Raw genomic sequence first — 25,564 nt, forward strand, 5'->3', positions numbered from 1 at the left:
TAGAGCAACTGTGAGGTGTTTTGTGAGATAGTGAGCTGCAGTATAGCACTCTGGTGATTGAGAGCCTAGAGCAACCGTGGTGGTCTCAAGCAGATAAACCCTTCCAGTATAGCACTCTGGTGATTGAGAGCCTAGAGCAACTGACCGCTTGATATCGCATCACCGCACGGCAGTATAGCACTCTGGTGATTGAGAGCCTAGAGCAACGTAACGCCATTGTGCCGCAAGTCGCGGCGCAGTATAGCACTCTGGTGATTGAGAGCCTAGAGCAACATGAGCAGAATTCATTTATCACTTTGACTTAGTATAGCACTCTGGTGATTGAGAGCCTAGAGCAACTGAATATACCTAATCGTTCACTGCCATCTAAGTATAGCACTCTGGTGATTGAGAGCCTAGAGCAACGGTAATGATGTCCACATGTCCAACTGCGTCAGTATAGCACTCTGGTGATTGAGAGCCTAGAGCAACCGTGCGGGCTTCATAGAACCGGATCGATCCAGTATAGCACTCTGGTGATTGAGAGCCTAGAGCAACTATGCCAAGGCACTATCGGCTGAGGCACAAAGTATAGCACTCTGGTGATTGAGAGCCTAGAGCAACACTATAAGGCAACACAACAAATCGATGTTAGTATAGCACTCTGGTGATTGAGAGCCTAGAGCAACTATGGCGGCGGGCGGCGTTCAACTGACAGCAGTATAGCACTCTGGTGATTGAGAGCCTAGAGCAACATAAAATCGCGTGACGAAAAGAAAACACTAAGTATAGCACTCTGGTGATTGAGAGCCTAGAGCAACTGAAAGTTGGTGTGCCTGCCGTCCTTGGCCAGTATAGCACTCTGGTGATTGAGAGCCTAGAGCAACTGGTGGACAGATATAATACCTGTCATCATGAGTATAGCACTCTGGTGATTGAGAGCCTAGAGCAACGAAGGACAGGTAGTGCCGCCAGCCCCTGAAAGTATAGCACTCTGGTGATTGAGAGCCTAGAGCAACAAGAACGGCGCAAGACCTTATAGCTTTCATAGTATAGCACTCTGGTGATTGAGAGCCTAGAGCAACTCAACAGCTTTAGACCATTTATCACCGATTAGTATAGCACTCTGGTGATTGAGAGCCTAGAGCAACCGTTGGACGGTAACGTCCAATAATTTATATAGTATAGCACTCTGGTGATTGAGAGCCTAGAGCAACACTGGCAATTTATCGGACAAACTGAAATGGAGTATAGCACTCTGGTGATTGAGAGCCTAGAGCAACAGTTGCAGGGCTTCCAATCCGAATGGGCAGAGTATAGCACTCTGGTGATTGAGAGCCTAGAGCAACTCAATAGGTACTGCTGGTTACGAAGCGTCAAAGTATAGCACTCTGGTGATTGAGAGCCTAGAGCAACCAATCGCTTGGTCTACTTAAGACTTCTGGTAGTATAGCACTCTGGTGATTGAGAGCCTAGAGCAACCGGTGATCCTAAAAATCCAGCTCGTTTGGGAGTATAGCACTCTGGTGATTGAGAGCCTAGAGCAACTTCCGATTCAGACGATCCACCGTCGCCAGAAGTATAGCACTCTGGTGATTGAGAGCCTAGAGCAACTGGATTGAGCTTGATCCTGCGCGCGATATCAGTATAGCACTCTGGTGATTGAGAGCCTAGAGCAACTTACCCGCTACTTCCTGAAAGAATGCCAGTTAGTATAGCACTCTGGTGATTGAGAGCCTAGAGCAACCGATCCCTCGATGATGGGTTGACCGCCGAAAGTATAGCACTCTGGTGATTGAGAGCCTACCCCCCAATACCCCATCCCCTAATCCCCTTTATGGCCGAAACGTTCGGCAAAGGTCGATAGCGTATAGGTACGGGTGGCGCGGGCAATGGCGCGCTGATCCTGCATCATACGGTGGATGATGGCCATATCGGCGGGTGTTGCTGCCGCCTGCTGATGCGATGTGGGCGGGGTTATGATCGCGCTTACCACCATTACCGCCAGCGCCATAATGACAAACACACAACCGGCGCGGCCAAGGCCGGTGCGCGGGCGCGGGCATCTGGCCAGCTTATGCAGACAAGCATGGCCAAACCCTAAACAGACATAGCCAAACCGATGAAAAATTGTGCGTCTCATATCATCTATCCTTTGAATAAAAAGGACAGCACCCACACATGAACGACCAAAGCCGTGCCATGCATCGGTGCTGCCAGTGGGAACCTCTAGGAATTTTGAAAAATCATGTCGCGCGGGGCGACGGTCTATTCAGGCTCTATAACAACACCGATGGGCGCCAATAGATGGCTTGTTTGACGGCTTGTTTGACGCCAAGTTTGGCGGTGGTTTTTTGCACCTGCCAGACTTTGGCCTGCCAGACCGGATTAAGCGCCGGAATGAGCCCCGAAAATGCTACTGAAAATGGAACTGAAAATGGAACTGAAAATGGTACTGAAATTGGCGCCGATACTATTGACGCCGCGTCCGAATATCTGGTGATCATAGCCCGCGCCAGACCAGCCCGCGCCAGACCAGCCAGACCAGACAACAGATCATGCAAAGCGGTGGCCAGCCTGTCGCTGGCATTCATATCCGTGCCCGCCTGTGCGGCGGCGATGTCGTGTGTCATCGATGATCCCGACAGCCGCGCTGGCCGCCCTGGCATCATAATATGCAATGACAATGTCGACAGTCCCGACATGCGCTTGATGATCCTTTCCAGATTCGTTTCTGATCCAGTCTAGGCACAGCAAGGTTAATAAAACGTTAACAAAAAACACTTTTTTCGGATTTTTGCGAAATAGTTTCGGCTGGGGATTTGCCAGCTTTCGTTCCTGTTTTGTTTCACGTGAAACATTTTATCTGCGCCCGATCTGCCCCCGATCCAAGCACGGCGATTAGGCGATCAGGCGGCTAGGCCGTGATAATCTAGGGGGCGGTTAAGCCGGTGCGCTAGGCGCGCGCACCACCTTATAGACCCCAAAAACAGTCAGCGCACAGCCGACCAGCGCGACCGCATTTAACTGCTCATCGAATAGCCACCATGTCTGGATCAGCGTCACTGGCGGCACCAGATAGAAATAGCTGGTGACTTTGACGACTTCGCCTTCGCGGATCATATACATCAGCAATATAACCGCCAGAATGGACAGGCCAAACACCAGCCATAACAGCGCCAGCGCCAGCTCGATTGTCGGCGTGACAGCCTGGGTTTCCAGCGTGAAGGTCAGGATCAGCATCATCACCGTCGCCCCCAGATATTGATATAATGACCCGCTAAGCAAGGGGACATCGCGCCCAATGCGCTTTTGAATGATGGTGCCAACCGAAATGCCGAACAGGGCAATGACATTGGCGATGAGCCCGATTATGCTCATGTCGGGCAGGCCTAGTCCGGCGATGCCGTTGCCCGAGATGCCAGAACCCGAGATACCATTGCCAGTGACCACCAGCGTGATGCCGATAAAGCCCGCGATGAGGCCGATATACTGGCTTCTATAATGCGCGCTGTTATAGGGCTGGGCGCGCGCGGGCTGGGGCAAAAACACCCGTTCCAGCACCGATATGAGGATCGGCTGCAAGCCCACGATCACCGCCGAAATGCCTGCCGGTACGCCTTGCTTGATCGCATAGAACACGCCACCAAGATAGAGCCCATGCAGCAAAAGCCCGACCCCCATCTGGCCCGCGGCCTGACGGCATGTGGCGCGCCGATGCCGCCCGATTTCGACGATCAAACCTATCAATATGATCACGAAAATAAAGCGAATGAACAGCATGAAGAACGGCTCTATATAGGGCAGGCCGTATTTGGCGCCGACGAAGCCGGTGCTCCATAGCCACACGAATAATAGCGGGATCAGATTTGTCAGACGCATATGGTTCTCGTTTCGGCTTAGTCTGAAGGCCTTGTCTGGGCGCTAAGTTTGGGGCGCTAAGTTTGGGGCGCTTACATCGGGGGCGCATGGTGGCACGGCATATCGGGCAGATCGCTTGTAGCAGATCATGGCCAGTTGCGAAATGCCGGAATAATTATCGGTCTTGTCAGCCCATTTGTTCCCGTTATGTTTCACGTGAAACATTTTGATGATTGATGACTGGTCGGCGGATCATCGGGCAGATGATTGGGGTCTGGCACGATACCAACCAGACATGATTTTGAGTATAGATGCAATGGGTTAGTAAAAGGTTAATGAGAACTTCGCACGACATATTTCTGAGTATGATGAGGCGCCGTTAACTTTTAATTAACCCTTCATCTATAGGCTTCCCGAACAAGGGGGGCTTCACATGACCACATTCAATGATGTGCTTGACGCATTGCGCGCGCAGGCACGAAATACGCGCGAACAAGGCACATTGTTTGAAGATTTGATGGAGGCAATTTTGCCTCAGCTACCCGATGCTGGCTTTGAAGAGGTCTGGTCGTGGAAAGCATGGCCAGACCGTCATGCACAAACGGGCATGAACGCACAGGATGTCGGCATTGATCTGGTTGGCAAGCGCGAGGGTGAAGATGGTTTCTGCGCCATTCAATGCAAATTCTATGACCCCGATACCAGCATAGCGGAAAGCGATCTTGGCACCTTTTTCACGCAATCCGGCAAGGATGCGTTTTCTTCGCGCCTGATTATCACGACGACTGATAGATGGACAAAACACGCCGAAACGGCGATCCGGCATCAGGACAAGCCGACCAACCGGATGCGTATGGCCGATCTGGCCGAACTGGCCATTGACTGGGATATTCACAAGCCGAAACAGACCAAACTCGATATCACCAAATACACATTGAATGGACGCCAGAAAGAGGCGCGTGACGCGGTCATAACTGGCCTGAAAGATAATGACCGTGGCAAGCTGATCATGGCGTGCGGTACGGGCAAAACCCTGACCTCGCTACATATAGCCGAAATGATGATAGAGGGGACAGGCCATGTGCTGTTCATGGTGCCATCGATTTCGCTACTGGCGCAAAGCCTGCATGAATGGTCGTTTCAACGGCGCAAGGATCATCGCTATATCGCTGTCTGTTCGGATACAAAGGTTGATCGCACATCCGAAGATAGCGCCGTTGAAGATTTGATCTTTCCAGCCTCAACCAATGCCCATAGCGTTGCCCATGCCCTGCGTCAAAAAGCAAACCGCATGACGGTTGTGTTCTGCACCTATCAGTCGATTGACATTATTCATCAGGCACAGCAAATGGGCGCACCTGCTTTTGATCTGGTGATCTGTGACGAGGCGCACCGTACCACCGGTATTGACCGCGCCAATCTGGCAAAAGGCAAAACCAGCCCCTTTGTTCGCGTGCATGATGGCGATTATCTGAAAGCGGCGAAACGTCTGTATATGACAGCGACGCCGCGCATCTATACCGATCATTCAAAACAAAAGGCCGATGACCAAAATATCGGCATCTATTCGATGGATGACGAGGCCGAATTTGGCACGGTTCTGTATCGGCTGTCTTTTTCCGATGCCATTACCGAAGGGCTGTTATCCGATTACCGTGTTATTGTCCTGAATATGTCCGAAAGCCATGTCAGCCAGACGATGCAGGATGCGATTTCGGATAAAAACGAACTCTCGGTCGATGATGCAGCAAAGATTGTTGGCTGTTATAATGCCTTGCGCAACCGCCCCGAAGAAAGTGACAGCAAAAAGCTCAAGCGCGCGGTCAGCTTTTCCAGCACGATCAAAAAATCGAAACATGTGCGCGATCATTTTCAGGCGGTTGTCGATAAGATGGATGAGCAGGAACATGACGGCTTTACCTGTCAGGTCGATCATGTCGATGGCACCAATACCGCACTGGAACGCAAAAACAAACTTGACTGGTTGCGTGAACCGGCAGGCGCGAATGAACATGGCGAAATCTGCCGTATATTGAGCAATGCCAAATGCCTGACCGAGGGGGTGGACGTGCCCGCACTCGATGCCGCCATTTTCATGAATCCGCGTAAATCACAGGTCGATGTGGTGCAGGCCGTTGGCCGCGTCATGCGCAAGGCCGAAGGCAAGGATTATGGCTATGTGATTTTGCCGATTGTTATTCCCCTTGGCAAAACCCCCGAAGAGGCTCTGGATGACAATGAAACCTATGCCGTGGTCTGGGAAATTCTGCGCGCCTTGCGTTCGCATGATGACCGCCTGACCAATATGATCAGCAAACTTGATCTTAACGCCACCAAGCCCGATTTCATTCAGGTGATTGGCGGCGATGCGTGGGATGACCAAGACAGTGAAAAGGTAAAAGACGGCTTTCAGTTCGGGCTGGATCTGGGCGAGGAATTCAGAGACGCCATCTATGCCAAGCTGGTTGAAAGGGTAGGTGACCGCCAATATTGGGAAACATGGGCGCGTGATGTTGCGCATATCCATGAACTGCTGATCACCCGCATCACCGATTTATGCGCCAGCAATCCGGCCTTGCAAGCGCGGTTTGACGGATTTGTTACCAGCCTGCAAGCCGACATTAATGACAATGTCGATGCGGGTGAGGCTGTTTCGATTCTGGCGCAACATATGATTACCCGCCCTATTTTTGACGCCTTGTTTGACCATTATGATTTTGCGGGGCTGAATCCGGTATCGCAATCGCTGGATATGATGCTGGCGGAACTGGCACCTTTTGGTCTGGAAAATGAATTACGCGGCATGGATCGCTTTTATGCCAGTGTCCGTGATCGCGTGACTGGCATTGATAATGCCGCCGCGCGCCAGAAGATCGTGATTGAACTTTATGAAAAATTCTTCAAAACGGCTTTTCCGAAAGTGTCGGAAAGTCTGGGCATTGCCTATACGCCAGTTGAAATTGTCGATTTTATCCTGCATAGCGCCGATCATGTTCTGCGCACCCAATTCGGGCGCGGCATTGGCGATGAAGATGTGCATGTCATTGACCCGTTCACCGGTACTGGTACCTTTATCAACCGTTTGATCAGCAATCCCGCGCTGATCCCCGATGAAAAATTACCGCATAAATTCGCGCATGAAATCCATGCCAATGAAATGCTGCTGATGGCTTATTACATCGCCTCAATCAATATTGAAGAGGCGTATCACGTGCGTATGTCAAAGGCTAATGGTGGGGCGGGCGGGGGTGCCAAAACAGGCGGTGATTATATGCCGTTTCCGGGGATTGTTCTGACCGACACATTCCAATTATATGAACGTGCCCTATCGCGGCAGGACGATATGGACAGCCATTTCATGCCCGATAATAACGAACGCCGTAATCGCCAGATCAACGCCCCGATCCGCGTTATTATCGGTAACCCGCCATATTCGGCAGGGCAGAAATCACAGAATGACGCCAATCAGAACCTCACCTATCCCAATCTGGATGAAAGCATACGTTCAACCTATGCGGCACAATCGACCGCAACAAACAAAAACGCGCTATATGATTCCTATATCCGCGCGTTCAAATGGGCGTCGGATCGCATCGGTGATGAAGGCGTCATTGCCTTGGTTTCAGGTGCCGCATGGATTGACCGCCCCTTTGCCGACGGTATGCGTAAATCACTAGCCGAAGAATTTAGTTCGATTCATATTTTTCATCTGCGCGGTGATATTCGCAAAAATATGCTGTCAAAAGGGGCGGCGCGCGAAGGTGAAAATGTCTTTGGTCAGGCCAGTATGACCGGAATCGCCATCACCATCCTGACCAAGCAAGCGGGGCATGTGGGCGATTGTGCCATCTATCATCACGATATTGGCGATGACCTGCGCCGTGATGACAAACTGGCCAAAATCGCCGATGCCAGATCGATTGCGGGGCTGGATTGGCAGACCATCATTCCTAACCCTGAGGGTGACTGGTTGAACCAGCGTGACCCCGCTTTTCAGAAATTGATAGCACTGGGAAGTAAGGATGTTAAGTCCCGCAAGGTGATTGCGCCCGATACGGTGTTCAAGGTTTATAGTGGCGGTGTCAAAACCAACCGAGACCCGTGGGCTTACAATATCAGTCAACAAAAACTGGTGGATAATATGCAGGCGATGGTGGGCTTTTACAATGAACAGCTGGCCGATTTTCAGGCCGCAAAACAAAATCACTCAGATCTGAAAGCCGCCGATTTCATTTCAAATGATCCAACAAAAATAAGCTGGAGCCGTTCTCTAGTAGCCGATATAGGTAAGTTAAAATCACTGATTTTCAGCCAGCAACATATCACATCTTCGCAATACCGACCTTTTACACGCGAATACCTATATTTTGATCGTCGCCTGAACGACATGGTTTATCGGATGCCCTCAATTTTCCCGAAGCCCGATAACGAAAATCGTGTTATCGCGGTGACGGGGGTTGGGTCACGGAGCGGGTTTTCATGTCTGATTGCCGATTGTGTGCCAAACCTTCATTATCTGGACTCTGGCCAATGTTTCCCGCGCTGGACATTTGATGAGGATGGCCGTAACCGACAGGATAATATCCCGAATGAGGCTGTGCGCCGTTTCCGCGCGCATTACGCCGATGAATCGATCACTGGCGATGATATTTTTGATTATGTTTATGGCATTCTGCACGCCCCCGATTACCGCACAACATTTGCCAACGACCTGACCAAGGCATTGCCGCGCATCCCGATGGCACCCGATTTTCGGGCATTTGCCAAGGCGGGCAAACAGCTCGGGGCTCTGCATCTGAATTATGAAACAGGCGATGAATATGGCCTGAACATCCTGGTTGATGGGGATATTGCGCTGGGGGATATTCTGCTGGATGATGCGGATTATCATGTGCAGAAAATGCGCTGGGCATCGAAAACCGACAAAACCGCCATCCGCTATAATAACCGCATCACGCTGGCGGGGATTCCCGCCGATGCCTTGCGCTATGTGGTGTCGGGCAAGCCCGCGCTCGATTGGGTGATTGACCGCTATTGCATCAAGACCGACAAGGCAAGCGGTATTACCAATGACGCGAATGACTGGATCACCGAACAGATCGCTAATGGCGGCAATGAGGGCGGCGCGCCCGATGCGCTGATCCGCCTGATCCAGCGCGTTACGCATCTGAGCGTCGAGACGATGAAGATCGTCGATAATCTGCCCCCTAGTTTGGAGGAATAGGGATGGGTTTTTGTGATATTTTGAATTGGATTTATGCCCATGAAACCCTTACGGCAGGTTTCTTGGGGGTTGGTGCGGCATCCGCATCGGTTTATATGCTGACCATATTCTTTTCACCCTGATTTTGATGTCCAGCACCCGATTATGAGTGCGCTGGCCTTCAAAGCTAAAAGAAGTGGGTTAACAAAACGTTAGCGCGGGTGATTTTATGTGACGTTTTGTGTTTTGAGATAGAACATTAGCTTTCGTCATCATCGGGAATATCCTTTACAAAGCGGCATCGGGGATAGCCCGTACATCCCAGAAAAATATTGCCTACATTATTACCGCGCTTCGCCGTTCTTTTCGTCAATGCTGAACCACATCGCGGACAGTGCGTTGATGAACTGTGCCTATCATATATTGAGCGGATATGTTCATCATCGCTTATTGAGTCTTGCGCTTGCAATTGGGCAAACCGGTCATTTATGCGCGTCACATCAACGTCATCAAAAATACGGCGGTCAAATTGCTTGATATATCTATCAACGCCAGATTGAAGGACATTAGCGGGCATATCTGTTTTGAACTCACAATCACCTACAAATGAAATCAATTCGTGGATATTGCGCCGATTTAAGCCAAGATAGTTAGCAAGCATTATCTTTTGCCTGAAGGTTTGTCGCAATGGGTTTTGGAATTGATGCTTTGCCTGATAGTGAATCTGTGTCCATTTGGCCTGTTTTTCATTGCCAAAAATCCAGCCATCCATGTTTTTTGTTTCGATTATGAACAACCCGAATGCAGAGATCACAATATGATCAATTTGTGTTGTTCCATGTCGACCATTCCCAGAGGGGATGATCACATTCTCATGAATAGAATATAGGTCAGCATCAAGCGACGAGTGCAAGCTATCAGAGGTTTCCTGTTCGCCAAGCCACCCTTTGTGCGATGGATTGTAGTACACACCACGAAATCGGGGAATAGGACGCCTAGCCCTGCCATAAGGATCAGCCCCGAACAACAATTTTATTAAATAGGTGATCACATCTTTTAAGCGTCTGGTTACAAGTTAAGCCAAAGCCTATAAAAGACGGGTTAATTAAACGTTAAGTGAGTGCGATTTTACTTAATAATTTTCACCCCATCACCCCTCATGTCGGGATGCCGCTTGCCAGCTGGATATGCCATTCGGCGCGGGTGATCTGGCTGGTGATTAACAGTCACATTCACCATATAAACAAGCGTCAGGCAAGCCAGATTGGGCGATCATGGATTTCAATGTTTGCTGGATCACGTCGCTACCAGATTTGCCAGACACAATCACATGGCCAGGATGACCCGCCTTTTTGAATTTGCGATGTGAGCCTTTGGCGGGTTCTTGAGTAAAACCATGCTTTTCTAGCGCGGCGATGACTTCACGGACTTTTAATGTGCGTTTTGATGATGCCATGCGGAATAATTCCCGTGCTGGCACCGTTCCACATTGTCGTTATTGTGATCTGATGCTTTGAATTTATCGCGCCAAACCAAAAATTTAAATTTTACTCGTTCCCATATAGGCATACGCAAATTGTCATAATGTGCGCGCTCTGCGCCAGTGGCGGCGTCACGCTCGTCAAACCAGTCAATCAAAGCATCGATGAATATCTCGCTTGCTTCGTCTTCGCTGTCGCCCTGAACGGCGATATAGGGGTATGTTGCGACGATATGATGGCTACCATCTTCGCATTTGGTCATGAAAACGCCGCCTTCAAGTCGTTGCAACACATTTTTCAACGCGACTGGTGCCCGTTCGTCTTGTGCTGGTTTTGACATTTAGAGTTCTCCCTGTAGCTTTTCAGGGGGCATTATGTTGGCTTGCCCGTCAGAAAAAATATACCCACCAAAATGTCTGCTACTATCACCGCTATCAGTAACGCAAAAAAATGTCAATATTTTGGCGGGCGTGGTTTATTTGTAATATCCCCCCTCATGTCGGGATGCCGCTCGCCAGCTGGATATGCCATTCGGCGCGGGTGATCTGGCCATCGCTCAGGCGGGTGCGCAGACGCGATAACAGCTTGTCCAGCTTGGCATGAAAATCTGCCGATAAAGGCTTATGCGATCTGGTCGGGTGCGTGCTGATCTGGCGGGCGTTGATTTCGGCCATGCGCGCCCAGCCATAGGCATGCTGCAGATTGCGCTTTACGCCGCGGCCATGCGCAAACAGGATCGCCAGATTATGCTGGGCAACGGGGTGGTTGTGATGCGCCGCCTGATGATAGAAACGTGCCGCTGTGGCAAAATTCTGCTTCACGCCAAGCCCGCGTTCATACAGAAAGCCAAGCCGGAATTGCGCGCGTATATGCCCCTGGGTGGCGGCTAGGCTGTAATAATGATGCGCTGTGGTCATGTCTTGCGGCACATGCTGGCCGCGCTGAAACGCCTCGCCAAGCCGGAATTGCGCGATTGCCGAGCCGGCGGCGGCCTGCTGGCGGAGGGTGGTGATCTGCTTGCTGGTGTCCTGCGGTAAGGTGCCAGCTTCGGCCTCGGTCACAAAGGGGATCGCCAGCACACACAGGATCAGCGCGATAACAATGCCGCGCATCATCGCCACCGTGCGGCGCGCATTTCCATAGCGGCTGGGGTCGGGAATGTGAATGCTGGTAATGGTAAAGGGTCTTGTGGTCATGTCTGCCTCCTGTTTTGTGTTTCCGGCGCACCGGCTCCTGAGGCAAGTATTAGGAATAAATAATTTACAAAACGTTAATGCAATGGTGAATAATGCGCGCCTCACCAAAATGTGATTTCGGCGGTGCCTGTCCGGCATTGACCAGCACGGGCAGGGGCGCATGTCAGCATCAAACATGCGGAAATATAGGGGCTTTCGGTTGACATAGGGCGGCTTTTCGCCTACACCCTCGTGAAGTTTGGTGCCAGCATGGCTCTGGTTGTGCGTACCGAACCCCATTTCAGATAAATGAGCAATAATATGGCTGTTCCAAAAAGTAAGATCACCAAATCAAAGCGGAATATGCGCCGCGCCCATGATGCGCTGAGCAGTGACGCCTATGTCGAAGATAAAACAACTGGCGAATTGCACCGCCCGCATCATATCGACCTGAAAACCGGTATGTATCGCGGCAAGCAGGTGCTTAAAGTCAAAGATCGCATCTAATCTATCGGGCATCAGTCTATCGGGCATCAGTCTATCGGGCATCTGGTCTATCGGGAAAAGCGGCACCTATTGATGTCTGTCCAGATTACCCCGATGATCATTCGGCCTCTTTGACTGGTTCCAGGCGGGCTTTATGAGTGGTTGGCATGCGGGGCTTTGCACCGGGCTTTGTCACAGTTGAATCTCATCACGCTAAAGCTCATTTCGCTATATGGGCACCTTTAAGGGTAAAGGCTTTTCATCATGAACGACAAACATGCGAAATTCAGCATTGGCGCGATTGTACGGCACCGGCTGTATCCGTTTCGCGGCGTCGTTGTCGATGTCGATCCCGAATTCGACAATAGCGAAGAATGGTATAATTCGATCCCAGCCGAAGCGCGGCCAGAAAAAGACCAGCCATTCTATCATCTGCTGGCCGAAAATGCCGATAGCTATTACACCGCCTATGTCAGCCAGCAGAATCTGTTGGCCGATGGCGAGAATGGCCCGGTCGGGCATCCCGATATCGACGAGGTTTTCGACAGTCTGGATGGCGAATGCTATGTGCTGCGCCGTGAGGCCTATAACTAAGCCGCCTAGCGCTTATAATTCCCGATTTCATAAATAATTTTTGCATGCTTGCGATGGCGATAGGGCTTGCAATAACGGCGGGTTTTCCTATATCTAGCTAATCAGGACTAAATTAGTCTTGATTATGATAATCATTCGCAGATATGGCCTCGTTTCCGTTCTTAATGTGCGGCGATGGCGCCAATAGAGCGAAAGCAGGAGACAGCATGATCAGGCTGAACCGGATGACAGATTACGCGATTGTCGTGCTTGGCGCATTGGCGCATAAGCGCGATGAAACCGTGGCGACCGCGTTACTGGCCGAACTGACCGGGTTGAAACAGCCAACCGTGGCCAAGGTGGCCAAAAACCTCGTGGCGGCCGATCTGCTGGTCACGCAACGCGGGGTGAATGGGGGGTATCGGCTGGTCCGGCCTGCGCGGTCGATTTCGCTGGTTGATATTGTCGAAGCGATGGAAGGCCCGATCGCGGTGACCGATTGCGTCGATGGCGCGCCAGATCCATGCGCGGTGACGCATTGCTGTTTCATGGCAAATAACTGGAACCGGGTCAATCTGGCAATCCGCGGCGCGCTTGAGGCGGTGACGCTGGAGGATCTGACCGATCCGGCGCAATTGTTTCCGGTGCGGATGTCGGCAGATCAGATGGCCGATGATGACCCGCAAGATAATAATGCGTCTTATGTAGAGCGCATGAATTAGGACTTTGACAACAGGACTTTGACAACAGTTAGACTAGACATTTAGCGAGTAAGAGGAAAGCTTATGGCGGCAACAACCCAAACCATCGAACAGATGGAAGCGGCAACAGGCAAATATAAATACGGATTTGTCACCGATATCGAAAGCGATAAGGCACCCAAAGGCCTTAACGAAGATATCATCCGCTTTATTTCGGCCAAAAAGGACGAGCCAGAATGGATGCTGGCCTGGCGGCTGAAAGCCTATAAAAAATGGCTGACGATGGAATCACCCGACTGGGCGAAGCTAGATATTGATCCGATTGATTATCAGGATGTGTATTATTATTCGGCGCCGAAAGATTCTGAAAAGCTGAAATCGCTTGATGAGGTCGATCCGGAATTGCTCGCTACCTATGAAAAGCTGGGAATTCCGCTGAATGAGCAGAAAATGCTGGCTGGCGTGGCAGTTGATGCGGTGTTTGATTCAGTATCGGTAGCGACGACCTTTCGCGGTGAACTGGCCAAGGTGGGGGTTATTTTCTGCCCGATTTCCGAAGCCATCCGCGATTATCCCGATCTGGTCAAAAAATATATGGGGTCAGTGGTACCTGTTGCCGATAATTATTTCTCGGCGCTGAACAGCGCGGTGTTCACCGATGGATCATTCGTCTATATCCCGAAAGGCGTGCGCTGCCCGATGGAGCTATCGACCTATTTCCGGATCAATGAACAGAATACCGGCCAGTTCGAACGGACGCTGATTATCGCCGAGGACGAATCCTATGTCAGCTATCTCGAAGGCTGTACCGCACCGCAACGCGATGAAAACCAGCTACATGCGGCGGTTGTCGAACTGGTCGCGATGCAGGATGCCGAAATCAAATATTCAACCGTGCAGAACTGGTATCCGGGCGATGAAAACGGCAAAGGCGGGATCTATAATTTTGTCACCAAACGTGGCGCCTGTCGCGGTGATCGGTCAAAGATTTCATGGACACAGGTGGAAACCGGTTCGGCGATCACATGGAAATATCCATCCTGTATTCTGCAAGGCAAGGAGTCGGTGGGCGAATTCTATTCGGTGGCTTTGACAAATAACATGCAACAAGCCGATACCGGCACGAAAATGATCCATATCGGCGAAGGCAGCCGTTCGACGATCATCTCGAAGGGGATTTCGGCAGGCAAGTCGCAAAATTGCTATCGCGGGCTTGTGCGGATGCAACCAGGTGCCGAGAATGCGCGTAACTTTACGCAATGTGACTCGCTTCTGGTGGGTGATAAATGTGGTGCGCATACGGTGCCCTATATCGTCTCGCGCAACCCCAGTGCCAAAATCGAACATGAGGCGACAACGTCGCGCATTTCCGAAGATCAGCTGTTTTATTGTCTGCAACGCGGCATCAATGAAGAAGATGCCGTGTCTTTGATCGTCAATGGCTTCTGCAAGGAAGTGATGAAGGAATTGCCGATGGAATTTGCCGTCGAAGCACAGAAACTTATTGGAATCAGCCTTGAAGGCTCGGTTGGTTAATCTCAGACAGGATATATTATGACAGCTTTACTTGAAATCAGGGATCTACACGCATCGGTTGGCGATACACCGATCCTGAAAGGTATTAATCTGACGATTAATGCTGGCGAAATACACGCCATCATGGGGCCGAACGGGTCGGGCAAAAGCACGATGTCCTATGTACTTTCTGGCCGTAATGGTTATGAGGTGACAAGCGGCGATGTTTTGATGAATGGCGTGTCGATGCTGGAAATGGAACCCGATGAACGCGCCCGGGCGGGCATGTTTTTGGCGTTTCAATATCCGGTCGAATTGCCTGGTGTCGGCGGCATGAGCTTTTTGCGCGCGGCCGTCAACGCGCGGCGGATTGAGGCTGGTGAGGATGAAGTTGATCAGCTTGAATTTGTCAAAATGGTGCGCGCCAAGGCCAAAATTCTGGGCATTAATGACGAGATGCTGAAGCGGGCGGTCAATGTCGGCTTTTCAGGCGGTGAAAAGAAACGCTATGAAATTCTGCAGATGGCCTTGCTTGAACCGATGATGGCGGTGCTTGATGAAACCGATTCCGGCCTTGATGTTGATGCGCTGAAGATCGTGTCGGAAGGGGTTAATCTGTTGCGTGATCCAGCGCGCTCGATGCTGGTGATTACGCATTATCAGCGTTTGCTGGATTATATCGTGCCTGATTATGTGCATATTCTGGCAGGTGGTAAAATCCGTAAATCTGGCGATAAGTCGCTGGCACTTGAAGTAGAGGAGCAGGGCTATGCTGGCATCGACGATGCAGCCTAATCTTGACCAAATGACCGGACTTGGCGGTGTGCGGAGCGATGCGCTGGCACGCTGGCAAGCCAGTGGTTGGCCGGATGCCAATGTTGAAGCGTGGCGCTTTACGCGGCTTGGGGCGGTGATTGCGCGTGATCTTGTGCCTGCTATTCAAGGCGGTGAAACAGGACGTGAAACAAGCGCGACGATTGCCAAGATTGCGGCCGAGATGCAGGCGCATGTGATCCGCTTTTATAATGGCATGATTGATGTGGCTAGCCTTGACGGGCTGCCTGATGGCATGGTGGCGACACATAGTCTGACATCGGATTTTGATGCGATTGCGGCCGAGGTGGCGGGGCTTGCCCCGAACGATCATCCGGTTGGCAATCTGTCGTTAGCGGCGATGAGTTCAGGGCTGCGGCTGTCGGTTGCGGCAGGGGTGCAGATTACGCAACCAGTATTGTTGGCATTTGAAGGCGATGGTGAAAATGTGTCGGCGCATCCGGTTTTGATGGTCGATGTCGGTATGGGCAGCGCGGCGGTGATTGCCGAATGGCATCAAAGCCAGCTTGGGTTGAATGCGCCGCTTTGTGCGCTTCGTCTTGCCGATAAAGCGCGGCTTGATTATGCCAAAGTGCAGGCCGAGGGTGCCGATAGTGTGCATCTGGCGGCGACGGGTATTGCGCTGGGTGAGGAATCGGTCTTTGCCGGCTTTTCGATTTCGGCAGGTGGCCAGCTGGCACGGTTGGAAACGCATGTGACGCTGACTGGCGAAACGGCGGAATGTGGCTTGTCGGCGATCTATCTTGGTCGGGATAAACAGCATCACGATATCACCACCTATATGGATCATGCGGTTGGGCATTGCCATTCAAACCAGATTATCCGTGGGGTACTGGATGATGCGTCACGTGGAGTGTTTCAAGGCAAGGTGCATGTCGCACCCGATGCCCAGAAAACCGATGGCCAGCAGATGAGCCGTGCGTTGTTATTGTCACGCAAGGCCGAAGCCGATGCCAAACCCGAACTCGAAATCTATGCCGATGATGTGATCTGTGCGCATGGTGCCACCGTTGGTGAACTTGATGAAACGCAGCTTTTCTATCTGACCAGCCGGGGCATTCCCAAAGCGAAAGCCCGTGCCATGCTTATCGGCGCGTTTCTGGATGACGCGATTGATGTGGTGGATAATGCGGCGTTGGCTTCAATGCTTAGGCATATCAGTGATGGCTGGATGGCGGATGTCAAAGGGGTGTCGCTATGACCGATAATCTAGCGCTTAAAACGGCGGTCTTTGATAGTGACGCGATCCGCGCTGACTTTCCGATCCTGTCACGCGAAATTCATGGCAAGCCGTTGGTATATCTGGATTCAGCCGCCTCGGCACAAAAACCGCATCAGGTGATGGATGCTTTGATGTCTGCCTATACGGATACCTATTCGAATGTGCATCGTGGTTTGCATTTTCTATCCGAGGCCTCAACCGATGCCTATGAAGCTGTACGCCAGAAAGTTGCCGGATTTATCGGCGCCCCGTCACCCGACGAGATTGTGCTGACCTCTGGCGCGACCATGGCCTTGAACATGATTGCGCATAGCTGGGCTTTGCCCCGTTTGCAGGCAGGTGATGAGATTCTTATCAGCATTGCCGAACATCACGCCAATATCGTGCCATGGCAGATGGTTGCCGAACGTACCGGTGCCGTGTTGCGTGCCTTTCCGATGGATGAAGATGGCAGCTTTTCGATGCAGGCCATGACCGAGATGACCAGTGAAAAGACACGGATCATTTCGATATCGCATGTATCGAATGTGCTGGGTACGGTTTATCCGCTGGCCGAGATTGCCAAGCTGGCAAAATCGGTTGATGCGTTATTTGTCGTTGATGGCTGTCAGGGCGTTGTCCATATGCCAGTTGATGTGACCGCGCTGGGATGTGATTTCTATGTGTTTTCAGCGCATAAATTATATGGCCCTAATGGCGTTGGCGTGCTGTGGGGCAGGTCTGAGATTCTGGCTGATATGCCGCCCTTCATGGGTGGCGGCGACATGATTGATCGTGTCACCATTGAGAAAAGCACCTATGCCGCGCCGCCACATCGCTTTGAAGCGGGGACGCCAGCGATTGCCGAAGTTATTGCGCTGGGCGCGGCGGTTGATTATGTTGAATCAATCGGGATGGCGGCGATACGGGCGCATGAACAGGACGTTCTGTCCTATGCGCATCAGCGTCTAAGTGCGGTTGAGGGGCTCAATATCATTGGTACGGCGGTTGGTAAATCGGGCGTTGTGTCATTTACGATGGATTGTGCGCATCCGCATGATATTTCGACGATCATTGACCGTGATGGTGTTGCGATAAGGGCAGGGCATCATTGCGCCCAGCCGTTAATGGATTATCTGGATGTATCGTCAACAGCGCGGGCGTCGGTTGGTGTTTACACCACTAAAAGTGAATTTGACGCGCTGGCAACATCATTGGAAAAAGTGGTACGTATTTTCAGCTAGGGCGCATTTTTGGCTAGGTGGTAATTGACCATCAAAAGGTAGAATAGATGAACGATCAGATTGATGAGCAGAAGGATGAGGATGTGGACAATCCCTATAAAGCATCTGCATCCGTAAATATTCCAAGTCATATGCGTTCAGCCGAGGACAATAAGCTGGCGCGTGAAAATGACAGTGGTTATCTGGGGCCGGGGTTACCCGAATTTCTGAATTTTGGTGCCAATACGTCGAGCGAAGGTGATGGGTTCCGTGCAACGGCAGGTAGCCCGCTTGAAGCACCGCAAGGACAGGCTGACGCGGTGGCGATTGAAGATGCGCTGAAATCAGTGCATGATCCTGAGATACCGGTTAATATTTTTGATCTAGGTCTTATATATGATGTGATAAGGCAGGATAATGGCGATGTCGATATCACAATGTCACTGACCGCGCCCGGATGCCCCGTGGCAGGCGAAATGCCAGGCCAAGTTGCCGAAGCGGTGGCAAAGGTTGATAGCGTTGGCAGTGTGAGTGTCGAGCTTGTGTGGGATCCAGCATGGACGCCCGAGCGCATGAGCGATGATGCAAAGCTGGCGCTTGACTGGTAGAATAGCCCTTTGGGTTGCTAATTTGTAATGCGTTTGGAAAGGATAGATCATGTTTGACCCGAATAAACCGATCGTCACTTTGACGGATAAGGCGGCACTGCATGTTCAAAGCCTGATGAACAAGGCTGAGAGCGATGTTATCGGTCTGCGGGTGGGTATCAAGACCACCGGTTGTTCAGGTATGCAATATGATGTCCAATTTGCGACCGAGCAAAAACCGTTTGAAGATAAGGTTGAAGAAAAAGGCGTGACTTTATTCATTGATCCAACAGCCGTGATGTTTCTGATCGGGTCGGAGATGGATTGGCAGGAAGATAAATTTGCCGCGCGTTTTGTCTTTAATAATCCCAATGAAATTGCCCGTTGTGGGTGCGGCGAAAGCTTTTCTGTCGCGTCATAGGCGGGTTTCAGAAGCCTGTTTTATGCTGTTACCCATGACAGTATCTGCTGGCGTCAAACTAGACGGTGAATATGTCAGACCCGAAGTCAAAGAAAATCATTACGCTGCTTGCCGGTTTGGCGCGTTACACAATACCGCGTGGTAACTGGCGTGTGCGTGGCCGTATAACGGCGGCCTTTGCCTGTCTTATGGCGGCAAAAGGGTCAAATATAATAACCCCGCTTATGTATGGTGCGGCGGTTGATCTGGTCAATGGTGATCAGGGATTTGCGATGTCGGCCCTAATGTGGGTCGTGGCAGGTTATGCACTGGCACGGCTTGGCCAGCAGGTATTCAGCGAAGCCAAGCAATATCTGTTTGCCAGCGTTGCCCAGCGTGCGGTGCGCGGTGCCGCCTTGAATGCCTTTCGGTATCTGCATAAATTGTCATTGCAGTTTCATCTTGATCGGCAGACAGGCGGCCTGACAAGGTCGATTGATCGCGGTGCCAAAGGTATTGAATTTCTGCTGACCATCGCCTTTTTCGAGGTGTTGCCCCTATTTGTCGAAATGCTGTTTGTCAGTGCCATTCTGTGGTCGATGTTCGGATTTTTCTATGCGGCGGTGACATTCGTGACGGTGATGGCCTATGTGATCTTCACGATCAAGGTGACCGAATGGCGGATACGGTTCCGGCGTGAGATGAATAATGCTGATGAAAGCGCTGCGACACGCGCGGTTGATTCGATGCTGAATTACGAAACAGTCAAATATTTCAATGCCGAAGAGGTTGAAGCCGAGCGTTATGATACGGCGATGCGCAAATATGAAATCATGGCGGTCAAATCACGTACGTCATTGTCGGTGGTCAATATCGGACAGGGGGCGGTTATTGCCATTGGTCTGATGGCGATGATGGGGATGGCAGGTCTGGATATCCAGCGCGGATTGCTGACCGTGGGTGATTTTGTGATCGTGAATACCTATCTGTTACAGCTCTATCTGCCGCTTAATTTTCTGGGCTGGGTCTATCGGGAGTTACGCCAGTCGCTGGTCGATATGGAACGTATGTTCAAATTGCTGGATGAAGAACCCGATATTGCCGACAAGCCGGATGCTGGCGATCTGGCTGTTGGCGGCGGTGAGTTGGTCTTTGACAATGTGCATTTTGCCTATGCTGACCGGCCTATTCTCAAAGGTGTCAGCTTTCGTGTGCCGCCAGGCAAGCGTACCGCCATTGTTGGCCCAAGCGGGTCTGGCAAAACGACGATTTCGCGGCTGCTATTCCGCTTTTATGATCCGAATGAAGGCAGTATCTGTCTGGATGGGCAGGATCTGCGCGATGTATCGCAAAGTTCACTCCGCAGTGTCATTGGCGTGGTGCCGCAGGATACGGTCATGTTTAATTCGACGATTGGCTATAATATCGGCTATGGCCGGCATGATGCCAGCCAGGCCGACATCGAAGCGGCGGCCAAGGCGGCGGCGATTGATGGCTTTATCAGCAAATTACCCGATGGCTATGACACCCGCGTTGGTGAACGTGGGCTAAAACTGTCTGGCGGTGAAAAACAGCGCGTTGCGATTGCCCGCGCGATTTTGAAAAAGCCTGCGATCTTTCTGTTTGATGAAGCCACATCGGCGCTGGATAGCCGCACCGAAAAGGATATTCAGCGTTCGCTGAATGATATTTCACGAAGCCAGACAACATTGGTTATTGCACACCGGCTTTCGACGGTTGTCGATGCTGACGAAATTCTGGTGCTGGCTGATGGTGAAATATGTGAGCGTGGGACGCATCGCCAGCTTCTGGCCAAAAACGGGCTTTATGCCATGATGTGGCAACGCCAGTCTGATGGTTTCATAGATGATGATCTGACGAAAGATTATGATGGCAGTTCTGACTATGACGGTGTCGGCGATAGGCCGCAAGAGGTCATAAGCTGATGTATCGCCATGCCAGCGAAGCGGGGCTTGTCTTGCCGTCTGGTACCGATATCAACCAGCCCTATGATGGCCATAATCTGCGCGGGCATCTGGCCGAAATAGCTGATCAAAGCACAATGCAGGGGAAAGTGCGGGGGCATGTTCTGCTGTGTCCGGGATTTACCGAATTTTGCGAAAAATATAGCGATGTGATAAAGGCGTTCAATGACCGCGGTTATAATGTGCTGGCGATAGACTGGCCCGGGCAGGGCATGTCGGGGCATCTGGGGCGGCATCGTATGGCGGTGCATTGTGACAGCTTTGACCAGCATATTGGCGCGATGGACAGATTGATCACGGCGGTGGGCTGGCAGGATAGGCCAGTGATACTGTTCGGTCATTCGATGGGCGGGCATCTGGCGTTGCGCCTGTGCCAGCATCTGCGGGCGCAGGTGCAGGCGGCGATTATCCTGTCGCCGATGATCGTGCCACCCGTCATGCCTGTATGGATGGTGCGTCTCATCACGCAGACGCTTGTTGCGGCAGGGTTCGGGCGTTTCTATCTGCCGTTTAAAAAGCCGCCGACGCTTGATTATATCAGGCAATTTCGCCCGCATAATCTGCTGTCACGCGATAAAGCCGGATATGAAAGCCAATTTGTCTGGTTTGATGATAATCCCGAATTGCGACGGAGTCAGCCAACCGCAGGCTGGGTGCGCGCCGCCTATGAATCATGTGCGCGCACGACATTGAACAAAGACTGGATGGCGGCGGTAGATTGTCCGGTGCTGGGCTTTGAGGCGGGTGATGAACGGGTGGTGCATAAAAAGTCTAGTGACCGGATGCTGGCCTGTCTGCCGCATCTGACGCGCTATGAATATGACGGGGCGCGGCATGAATTGCTGAATGAAACACCCGATGTGGTGGCGGATATATGGACGCGGATCGATGCGTTTTTAGGCGGCCGAGGTCAAAGCCGTTTGAAATAGCGGCCAGTAGCCAAAGCACATTCCAAAACCGCCAGAGAGAACACCGTCCAAAGCAAAATCGCCATACCGCCATTAACGATCATGTGACCAGCCAGAAACGGAAAGCCAAACACGCCAATAAAATAGGACAGGCCAAATAATTGCAAAGTCTGCGGGATGATATCGGGCTGTGCCTCATTCGCCGCCATCGCCTTGATGATCGGATAGGATACGCCATAGCCAATGCCAAATAATATGGCGCCAAGCACATAGAGAAAGACATTGCTGTCTTGTAGAATAAACAGCATGACGCTAAACCCCATAACGCCAAGCAAGAGTGCGATCACCGCATAGGGTGATTGCCCGCCCATGAATTGCGCAAATATCACACGGCAAATAATCACCGTAACCGTATAAGCCAGAAAATAATCGGCATAGGCCATATTCTGGGCGTCGGCATAGACAATCTGGAAATTGGTGATGCCAGCAAAAACACTGGCACCAATGCCGACCATGATAATGGGAATAGCGGCACGCGATGTCATTACCTGCTTGATGCTGGTCATTGTCAGTCTGGTTTTATCAATAATCTGCTTTTCAATGGTCAGTATCCGCATTGGCGCGGCAAGCCAGAAAAACAAAATGGCGCTGATCCCACATAGGCCGGCCGTGGCTAGAAAAGTCAGTCCCATGCCAAAGCCCAGCCGCGTCATAGCCGCACCAAATACTGGTGAGAGACCAAACCCAGCCATGATGAAAACCGAAAGAAGGGTGAAATACTGAATGCGCTCATGCGGGTGAATGACGCGATTTAGCGCTACCGGTGTCAGGGTATAGAACAAACCCCAGCCCGCGCCTAGGAACAGGCCTGCCGCCTCTACTATCAGCCCAGTTTGACCGGCAAGCCCAAATAACAATCCCGCCACGGTGATCAGACCACCAGATAAAGCGATGGTGGGCATGATGCCTAACCAGCTGGTGATATGGCCAGAATAAATCACAACAATTAATGTCGCGATCGCTGTCAATGCCAGCACAAAACCGACATCGGCTTCATTGCCACCAAAGTCGGCAAATAAAGCTGGTAATAAAAAGGTCAGCCCATAGGCACCCGCTTGCAGGAAAATGCCAAAGAAATAGAGGCTCAATAGCGTTTGGCGCGGCATTAGGCGGCCTCGCCTCCATCGGGACCATAGAAAATCACCCATGTTGTCATGCTCTCGCCAAACTGGGTAAAGCGATGCGGCACACCGGCGGCAACAAACAGAAAATCGCCCGGGGCAAACGGCACGCGTTCATCGGCCATCTCGAAAATGCCAGTGCCATCAATGATGATATAGGCCTCATCCTGACGATGCGGGGTCTGATAATCGGCTTTTACCGGTTCGTATAGCTCAACTTTAAGGGTGCCATGTTCGAATAAGGTGGCAAATCTCTGAGATATGTCACCGTTTGTTACCTCGGTCAGTGCCTTACGTGCTCTGGATAGGCTGATATGTGCACATTGTGCAGGCCTTTGGGGGGATTCCTGTGTCATGCTGTCTGCTCCATCAAATCAATAGGCTGATTGTCCGATATTATAGACTGCAAAGTATTAATAAATAATGAACAGGCTTATTAAACCAAGAATTGTTCCTGAATTGCACGTTCGGTCAAAGAAAACCCAGGATCATATAGTAAATTCAATGTGATATCGCGCGCCTGAGCGATGGAAACATGTTTGACATGACGAAATTCGGTGCTGTCAGCACTGACGCTAAGTGGCCTGAAATCAGGTTCAAGATTTACCAGTTCGACTGCCGAGGTTTCCGGTAGCAATGCCCCGCGCCAGCGCCGTGGCCGGAATGGCGAGATCGGTGTCAAGGCCATTAATTCGGTGCCAAGCGGAATGACCGGCCCATGCGCCGACAGATTATAGGCGGTCGAGCCGACAGGCGTTGCCAATAAAACACCATCACAGATCAGCTGTTCAAGTTTGTTTTTGCCATCGACAGAAATATTGATATGGGCGGCGTTATGCGTCTGCCGCAATAATGACACTTCGTTGATCGCCAGCGCGTCGTGCGTTGAACCATCCTTGTCGGTGGCGGTCATGCGCAATGGATGAATGGGGGCGCCTTCGGCGGCGGCGATGCGTTCAGGTAGTTCGGCACTGGCATAGTGATTCATCAAAAAACCAAGATGCCCACAATTCATTCCGAAAACAGGCAAGCCAGATGACATGGTTTCATGCAACACATTGAGCATATGCCCGTCACCACCAAGCGCGACAATATGGGTGGCGTCAGCAAGCGCGCTATGACCATATAGATCGACAAGCTGTTGCAGGCGAATTCTGGCCAGATCATGATTTGATGCGTTAAAATGTATCTTCATAAATAACCTGTTGCCCCGCGTGCATGATGCCAGAAGCGGTGATAAAGCGACTGTCTTTGAAATGAGCATAATCAGTTTATCAGGTAAAGGCAAAATTAGGACGTGTGAATAAGGTATTTCGTATAAAAGGCTTGAAAGAGGAGGGGCGTTTCCGCCACTGTTGTCAGCATGAGTGATAAACAAAAAAATGTGCCATCCTTGTTGATCGCGCCTGAACCCGATGCGGACGGTCTGACGCAGACTGTTGCCGGCCTGAACGAAGCTGGCGCGCCGATCAATCTACCTGTCGTTACCGAAAAACCGATTACGCTGTTTCTGAATAATCAGGAAATCGTGACCTCGATGACATTGGGCGACTGGGTGCCGGAACTGGCGGTCGGGTATTTTTTGAATCAGAACATGCTGCGCCATGACGATCAGATCACCGGCGTAGATATTGATGATGATCTGGGCGTCTGTATTGTGCGCACCGCGCGTGAAACCGATTTTGAAGCCAAGATGAAACGCAAAATTCGCACCAGCGGCTGTGCCGAAGGTACGGCCTATGGCGATATGATGGAACGTTTTGACGATATTACATTGGCCGCCGATGCCACCTTCAAGGCAAGCTGGCTTGTCGGCTTGTCAAAAGCCATCAATACTACGCCCAGCCTGTATCTCAGCGCGGGTGCTATTCATGGATGTGTGTTGTGCAAGGCAGATCAGCCGTTGGTCTATATGGAAGATATAGGCCGGCATAATGCGGTTGATAAAATTGCTGGCTGGATGTTTTTGAACAAGGTTGCACCAGAGGATAAGATTTTCTATACGACCGGACGGTTGACCACCGAAATGGTTATCAAGACCGTACAGATGCAGATTCCAGTTCTGGTCTCGCGTTCGGGCTTTACCGCCGCGGCTGTCGAACTGGCACGCGCGGCTGATCTGACGCTGATCGGACGTGCCAAGGGCAAACGCTTTATTGCGTTGGCTGGGCAACAGCGGATCGATTTTGATATTGAAGCTGGCGCCACCACAGACGCTGAATTTGCCGATAGCCCATCGCGCCAGCGCGCCCAACAGGATAAATGAGCAAT

The 25,564-nt window shown here is 51.3% G+C and carries 23 protein-coding genes and 1 CRISPR repeat array; of the genes, 13 read left to right on the top strand and 10 right to left on the bottom strand.

Annotation, left to right across the window (positions count from 1 at the left end):
• Positions 1 to 39 precede the first annotated feature (39 nt).
• Positions 40 to 1,792: direct repeats of the CRISPR family, unit length 36 nt; unit sequence AGTATAGCACTCTGGTGATTGAGAGCCTAGAGCAAC.
• Positions 1,793 to 1,804: 12 nt separating this feature from the next.
• From SAR116_RS00005 to SAR116_RS00015, 3 genes are all read right to left on the bottom strand, one after another.
• Positions 1,805 to 2,122, bottom strand: a complete 318-nt coding sequence (locus tag SAR116_RS00005; RefSeq protein WP_013044874.1) for a hypothetical protein — start codon at positions 2,120 to 2,122, stop codon at positions 1,805 to 1,807.
• A gap of 136 nt (positions 2,123 to 2,258) precedes the next feature.
• Complete coding sequence (locus SAR116_RS00010; RefSeq protein WP_041860668.1) at positions 2,259 to 2,684, bottom strand: hypothetical protein; 426 nt, start codon at positions 2,682 to 2,684, stop codon at positions 2,259 to 2,261.
• 238 nt (positions 2,685 to 2,922) lie between these two features.
• Complete coding sequence (locus SAR116_RS00015; protein ID WP_013044876.1) at positions 2,923 to 3,861, bottom strand: DMT family transporter; 939 nt, start codon at positions 3,859 to 3,861, stop codon at positions 2,923 to 2,925.
• Positions 3,862 to 4,273: 412 nt separating this feature from the next.
• Here SAR116_RS00015 and SAR116_RS00020 point away from each other — a divergent pair, with 412 nt between their 5' ends.
• Complete coding sequence (locus SAR116_RS00020) at positions 4,274 to 9,064, top strand: DEAD/DEAH box helicase (protein ID WP_013044877.1); 4,791 nt, start codon at positions 4,274 to 4,276, stop codon at positions 9,062 to 9,064.
• 238 nt (positions 9,065 to 9,302) lie between these two features.
• On the opposite strand, the gene SAR116_RS13845 is transcribed toward SAR116_RS00020, so the two are convergent.
• The 4 genes from SAR116_RS13845 to SAR116_RS13055 all read right to left on the bottom strand — a co-directional run bounded on the left by SAR116_RS13845 (position 9,303) and on the right by SAR116_RS13055 (position 11,720).
• Complete coding sequence (locus SAR116_RS13845) at positions 9,303 to 10,094, bottom strand: NERD domain-containing protein (RefSeq protein WP_013044878.1); 792 nt, start codon at positions 10,092 to 10,094, stop codon at positions 9,303 to 9,305.
• A 168-nt stretch (positions 10,095 to 10,262) separates the two neighbouring features.
• Positions 10,263 to 10,499 (bottom strand): type II toxin-antitoxin system HicA family toxin, encoded by a 237-nt coding sequence (locus SAR116_RS00030; protein ID WP_041860670.1) that lies wholly within the window; start codon positions 10,497 to 10,499, stop codon positions 10,263 to 10,265.
• Positions 10,475 to 10,864: a hypothetical protein gene (locus tag SAR116_RS00035; protein WP_013044881.1), complete on the bottom strand. Its 390-nt coding sequence runs from the start codon at positions 10,862 to 10,864 to the stop codon at positions 10,475 to 10,477. Before SAR116_RS00035 ends, SAR116_RS00030 begins: the two co-directional genes overlap by 25 nt.
• Positions 10,865 to 11,018: 154 nt before the next feature.
• A complete protein-coding gene (locus SAR116_RS13055) occupies positions 11,019 to 11,720 on the bottom strand; it encodes a tetratricopeptide repeat protein (RefSeq protein ID WP_013044882.1) in 702 nt (233 codons plus the stop codon).
• A 300-nt stretch (positions 11,721 to 12,020) separates the two neighbouring features.
• Here SAR116_RS13055 and rpmF point away from each other — a divergent pair, with 300 nt between their 5' ends.
• The 11 genes from rpmF (at position 12,021) to SAR116_RS00095 (ending at position 22,133) form a co-directional block, all read left to right on the top strand.
• Positions 12,021 to 12,206 (top strand): 50S ribosomal protein L32, encoded by a 186-nt coding sequence (gene rpmF / locus SAR116_RS00045; RefSeq protein WP_041860671.1) that lies wholly within the window; start codon positions 12,021 to 12,023, stop codon positions 12,204 to 12,206.
• A gap of 243 nt (positions 12,207 to 12,449) precedes the next feature.
• Positions 12,450 to 12,779: a heat shock protein HspQ gene (hspQ, locus tag SAR116_RS00050; protein ID WP_013044885.1), complete on the top strand. Its 330-nt coding sequence runs from the start codon at positions 12,450 to 12,452 to the stop codon at positions 12,777 to 12,779.
• Positions 12,780 to 12,985: 206 nt separating this feature from the next.
• Positions 12,986 to 13,480: an SUF system Fe-S cluster assembly regulator gene (locus SAR116_RS00055; protein WP_013044886.1), complete on the top strand. Its 495-nt coding sequence runs from the start codon at positions 12,986 to 12,988 to the stop codon at positions 13,478 to 13,480.
• 63 nt (positions 13,481 to 13,543) lie between these two features.
• Positions 13,544 to 14,995 (top strand): Fe-S cluster assembly protein SufB, encoded by a 1,452-nt coding sequence (gene sufB / locus SAR116_RS00060; protein WP_013044887.1) that lies wholly within the window; start codon positions 13,544 to 13,546, stop codon positions 14,993 to 14,995.
• A gap of 18 nt (positions 14,996 to 15,013) precedes the next feature.
• Positions 15,014 to 15,769: a Fe-S cluster assembly ATPase SufC gene (sufC, locus tag SAR116_RS00065; protein ID WP_013044888.1), complete on the top strand. Its 756-nt coding sequence runs from the start codon at positions 15,014 to 15,016 to the stop codon at positions 15,767 to 15,769.
• A complete protein-coding gene (gene sufD / locus SAR116_RS00070; protein WP_013044889.1) occupies positions 15,744 to 17,009 on the top strand; it encodes a Fe-S cluster assembly protein SufD in 1,266 nt (421 codons plus the stop codon). The genes sufC and sufD overlap by 26 nt, the downstream gene beginning before the upstream one ends.
• Positions 17,006 to 18,253 carry a cysteine desulfurase gene (locus tag SAR116_RS00075; protein ID WP_013044890.1) on the top strand — a complete coding sequence of 416 codons (1,248 nt, stop codon included), beginning with the start codon at positions 17,006 to 17,008 and terminating at the stop codon, positions 18,251 to 18,253. The genes sufD and SAR116_RS00075 overlap by 4 nt, the downstream gene beginning before the upstream one ends.
• Positions 18,254 to 18,300: 47 nt before the next feature.
• Positions 18,301 to 18,840 (top strand): DUF59 domain-containing protein, encoded by a 540-nt coding sequence (locus SAR116_RS00080; protein ID WP_013044891.1) that lies wholly within the window; start codon positions 18,301 to 18,303, stop codon positions 18,838 to 18,840.
• A gap of 49 nt (positions 18,841 to 18,889) precedes the next feature.
• Positions 18,890 to 19,240 carry a HesB/IscA family protein gene (locus SAR116_RS00085; RefSeq protein WP_013044892.1) on the top strand — a complete coding sequence of 117 codons (351 nt, stop codon included), beginning with the start codon at positions 18,890 to 18,892 and terminating at the stop codon, positions 19,238 to 19,240.
• Between the two features lie 71 nt (positions 19,241 to 19,311).
• The gene (locus SAR116_RS00090) at positions 19,312 to 21,165 is read left to right on the top strand and encodes an ABCB family ABC transporter ATP-binding protein/permease (RefSeq protein WP_013044893.1); all 1,854 of its coding nucleotides are present in this window, start codon (positions 19,312 to 19,314) and stop codon (positions 21,163 to 21,165) included.
• Entirely contained in the window at positions 21,165 to 22,133 is a 969-nt protein-coding gene (locus SAR116_RS00095) for an alpha/beta fold hydrolase (RefSeq protein WP_013044894.1), read from the top strand. Before SAR116_RS00090 ends, SAR116_RS00095 begins: the two co-directional genes overlap by 1 nt.
• On the opposite strand, the gene SAR116_RS00100 is transcribed toward SAR116_RS00095, so the two are convergent.
• From SAR116_RS00100 to SAR116_RS00110, 3 genes are all read right to left on the bottom strand, one after another.
• Entirely contained in the window at positions 22,115 to 23,278 is a 1,164-nt protein-coding gene (locus tag SAR116_RS00100) for an MFS transporter (RefSeq protein WP_013044895.1), read from the bottom strand. The two genes, SAR116_RS00095 and SAR116_RS00100, sit on opposite strands and share 19 nt — an antisense overlap.
• Complete coding sequence (locus SAR116_RS00105; protein ID WP_013044896.1) at positions 23,278 to 23,649, bottom strand: cupin domain-containing protein; 372 nt, start codon at positions 23,647 to 23,649, stop codon at positions 23,278 to 23,280. The genes SAR116_RS00100 and SAR116_RS00105 overlap by 1 nt, the downstream gene beginning before the upstream one ends.
• An 80-nt stretch (positions 23,650 to 23,729) precedes the next feature.
• The gene (locus tag SAR116_RS00110) at positions 23,730 to 24,488 is read right to left on the bottom strand and encodes an NAD kinase (protein ID WP_013044897.1); all 759 of its coding nucleotides are present in this window, start codon (positions 24,486 to 24,488) and stop codon (positions 23,730 to 23,732) included.
• Positions 24,489 to 24,656: 168 nt separating this feature from the next.
• Here SAR116_RS00110 and SAR116_RS00115 point away from each other — a divergent pair, with 168 nt between their 5' ends.
• A complete protein-coding gene (locus tag SAR116_RS00115; protein ID WP_013044898.1) occupies positions 24,657 to 25,559 on the top strand; it encodes a formate dehydrogenase accessory sulfurtransferase FdhD in 903 nt (300 codons plus the stop codon).
• The last annotated feature ends 5 nt before the right edge of the window (positions 25,560 to 25,564 follow it).

Source organism: Candidatus Puniceispirillum marinum IMCC1322, assembly GCF_000024465.1.
In the GTDB taxonomy this organism is placed as follows: domain Bacteria; phylum Pseudomonadota; class Alphaproteobacteria; order Puniceispirillales; family Puniceispirillaceae; genus Puniceispirillum; species Puniceispirillum marinum.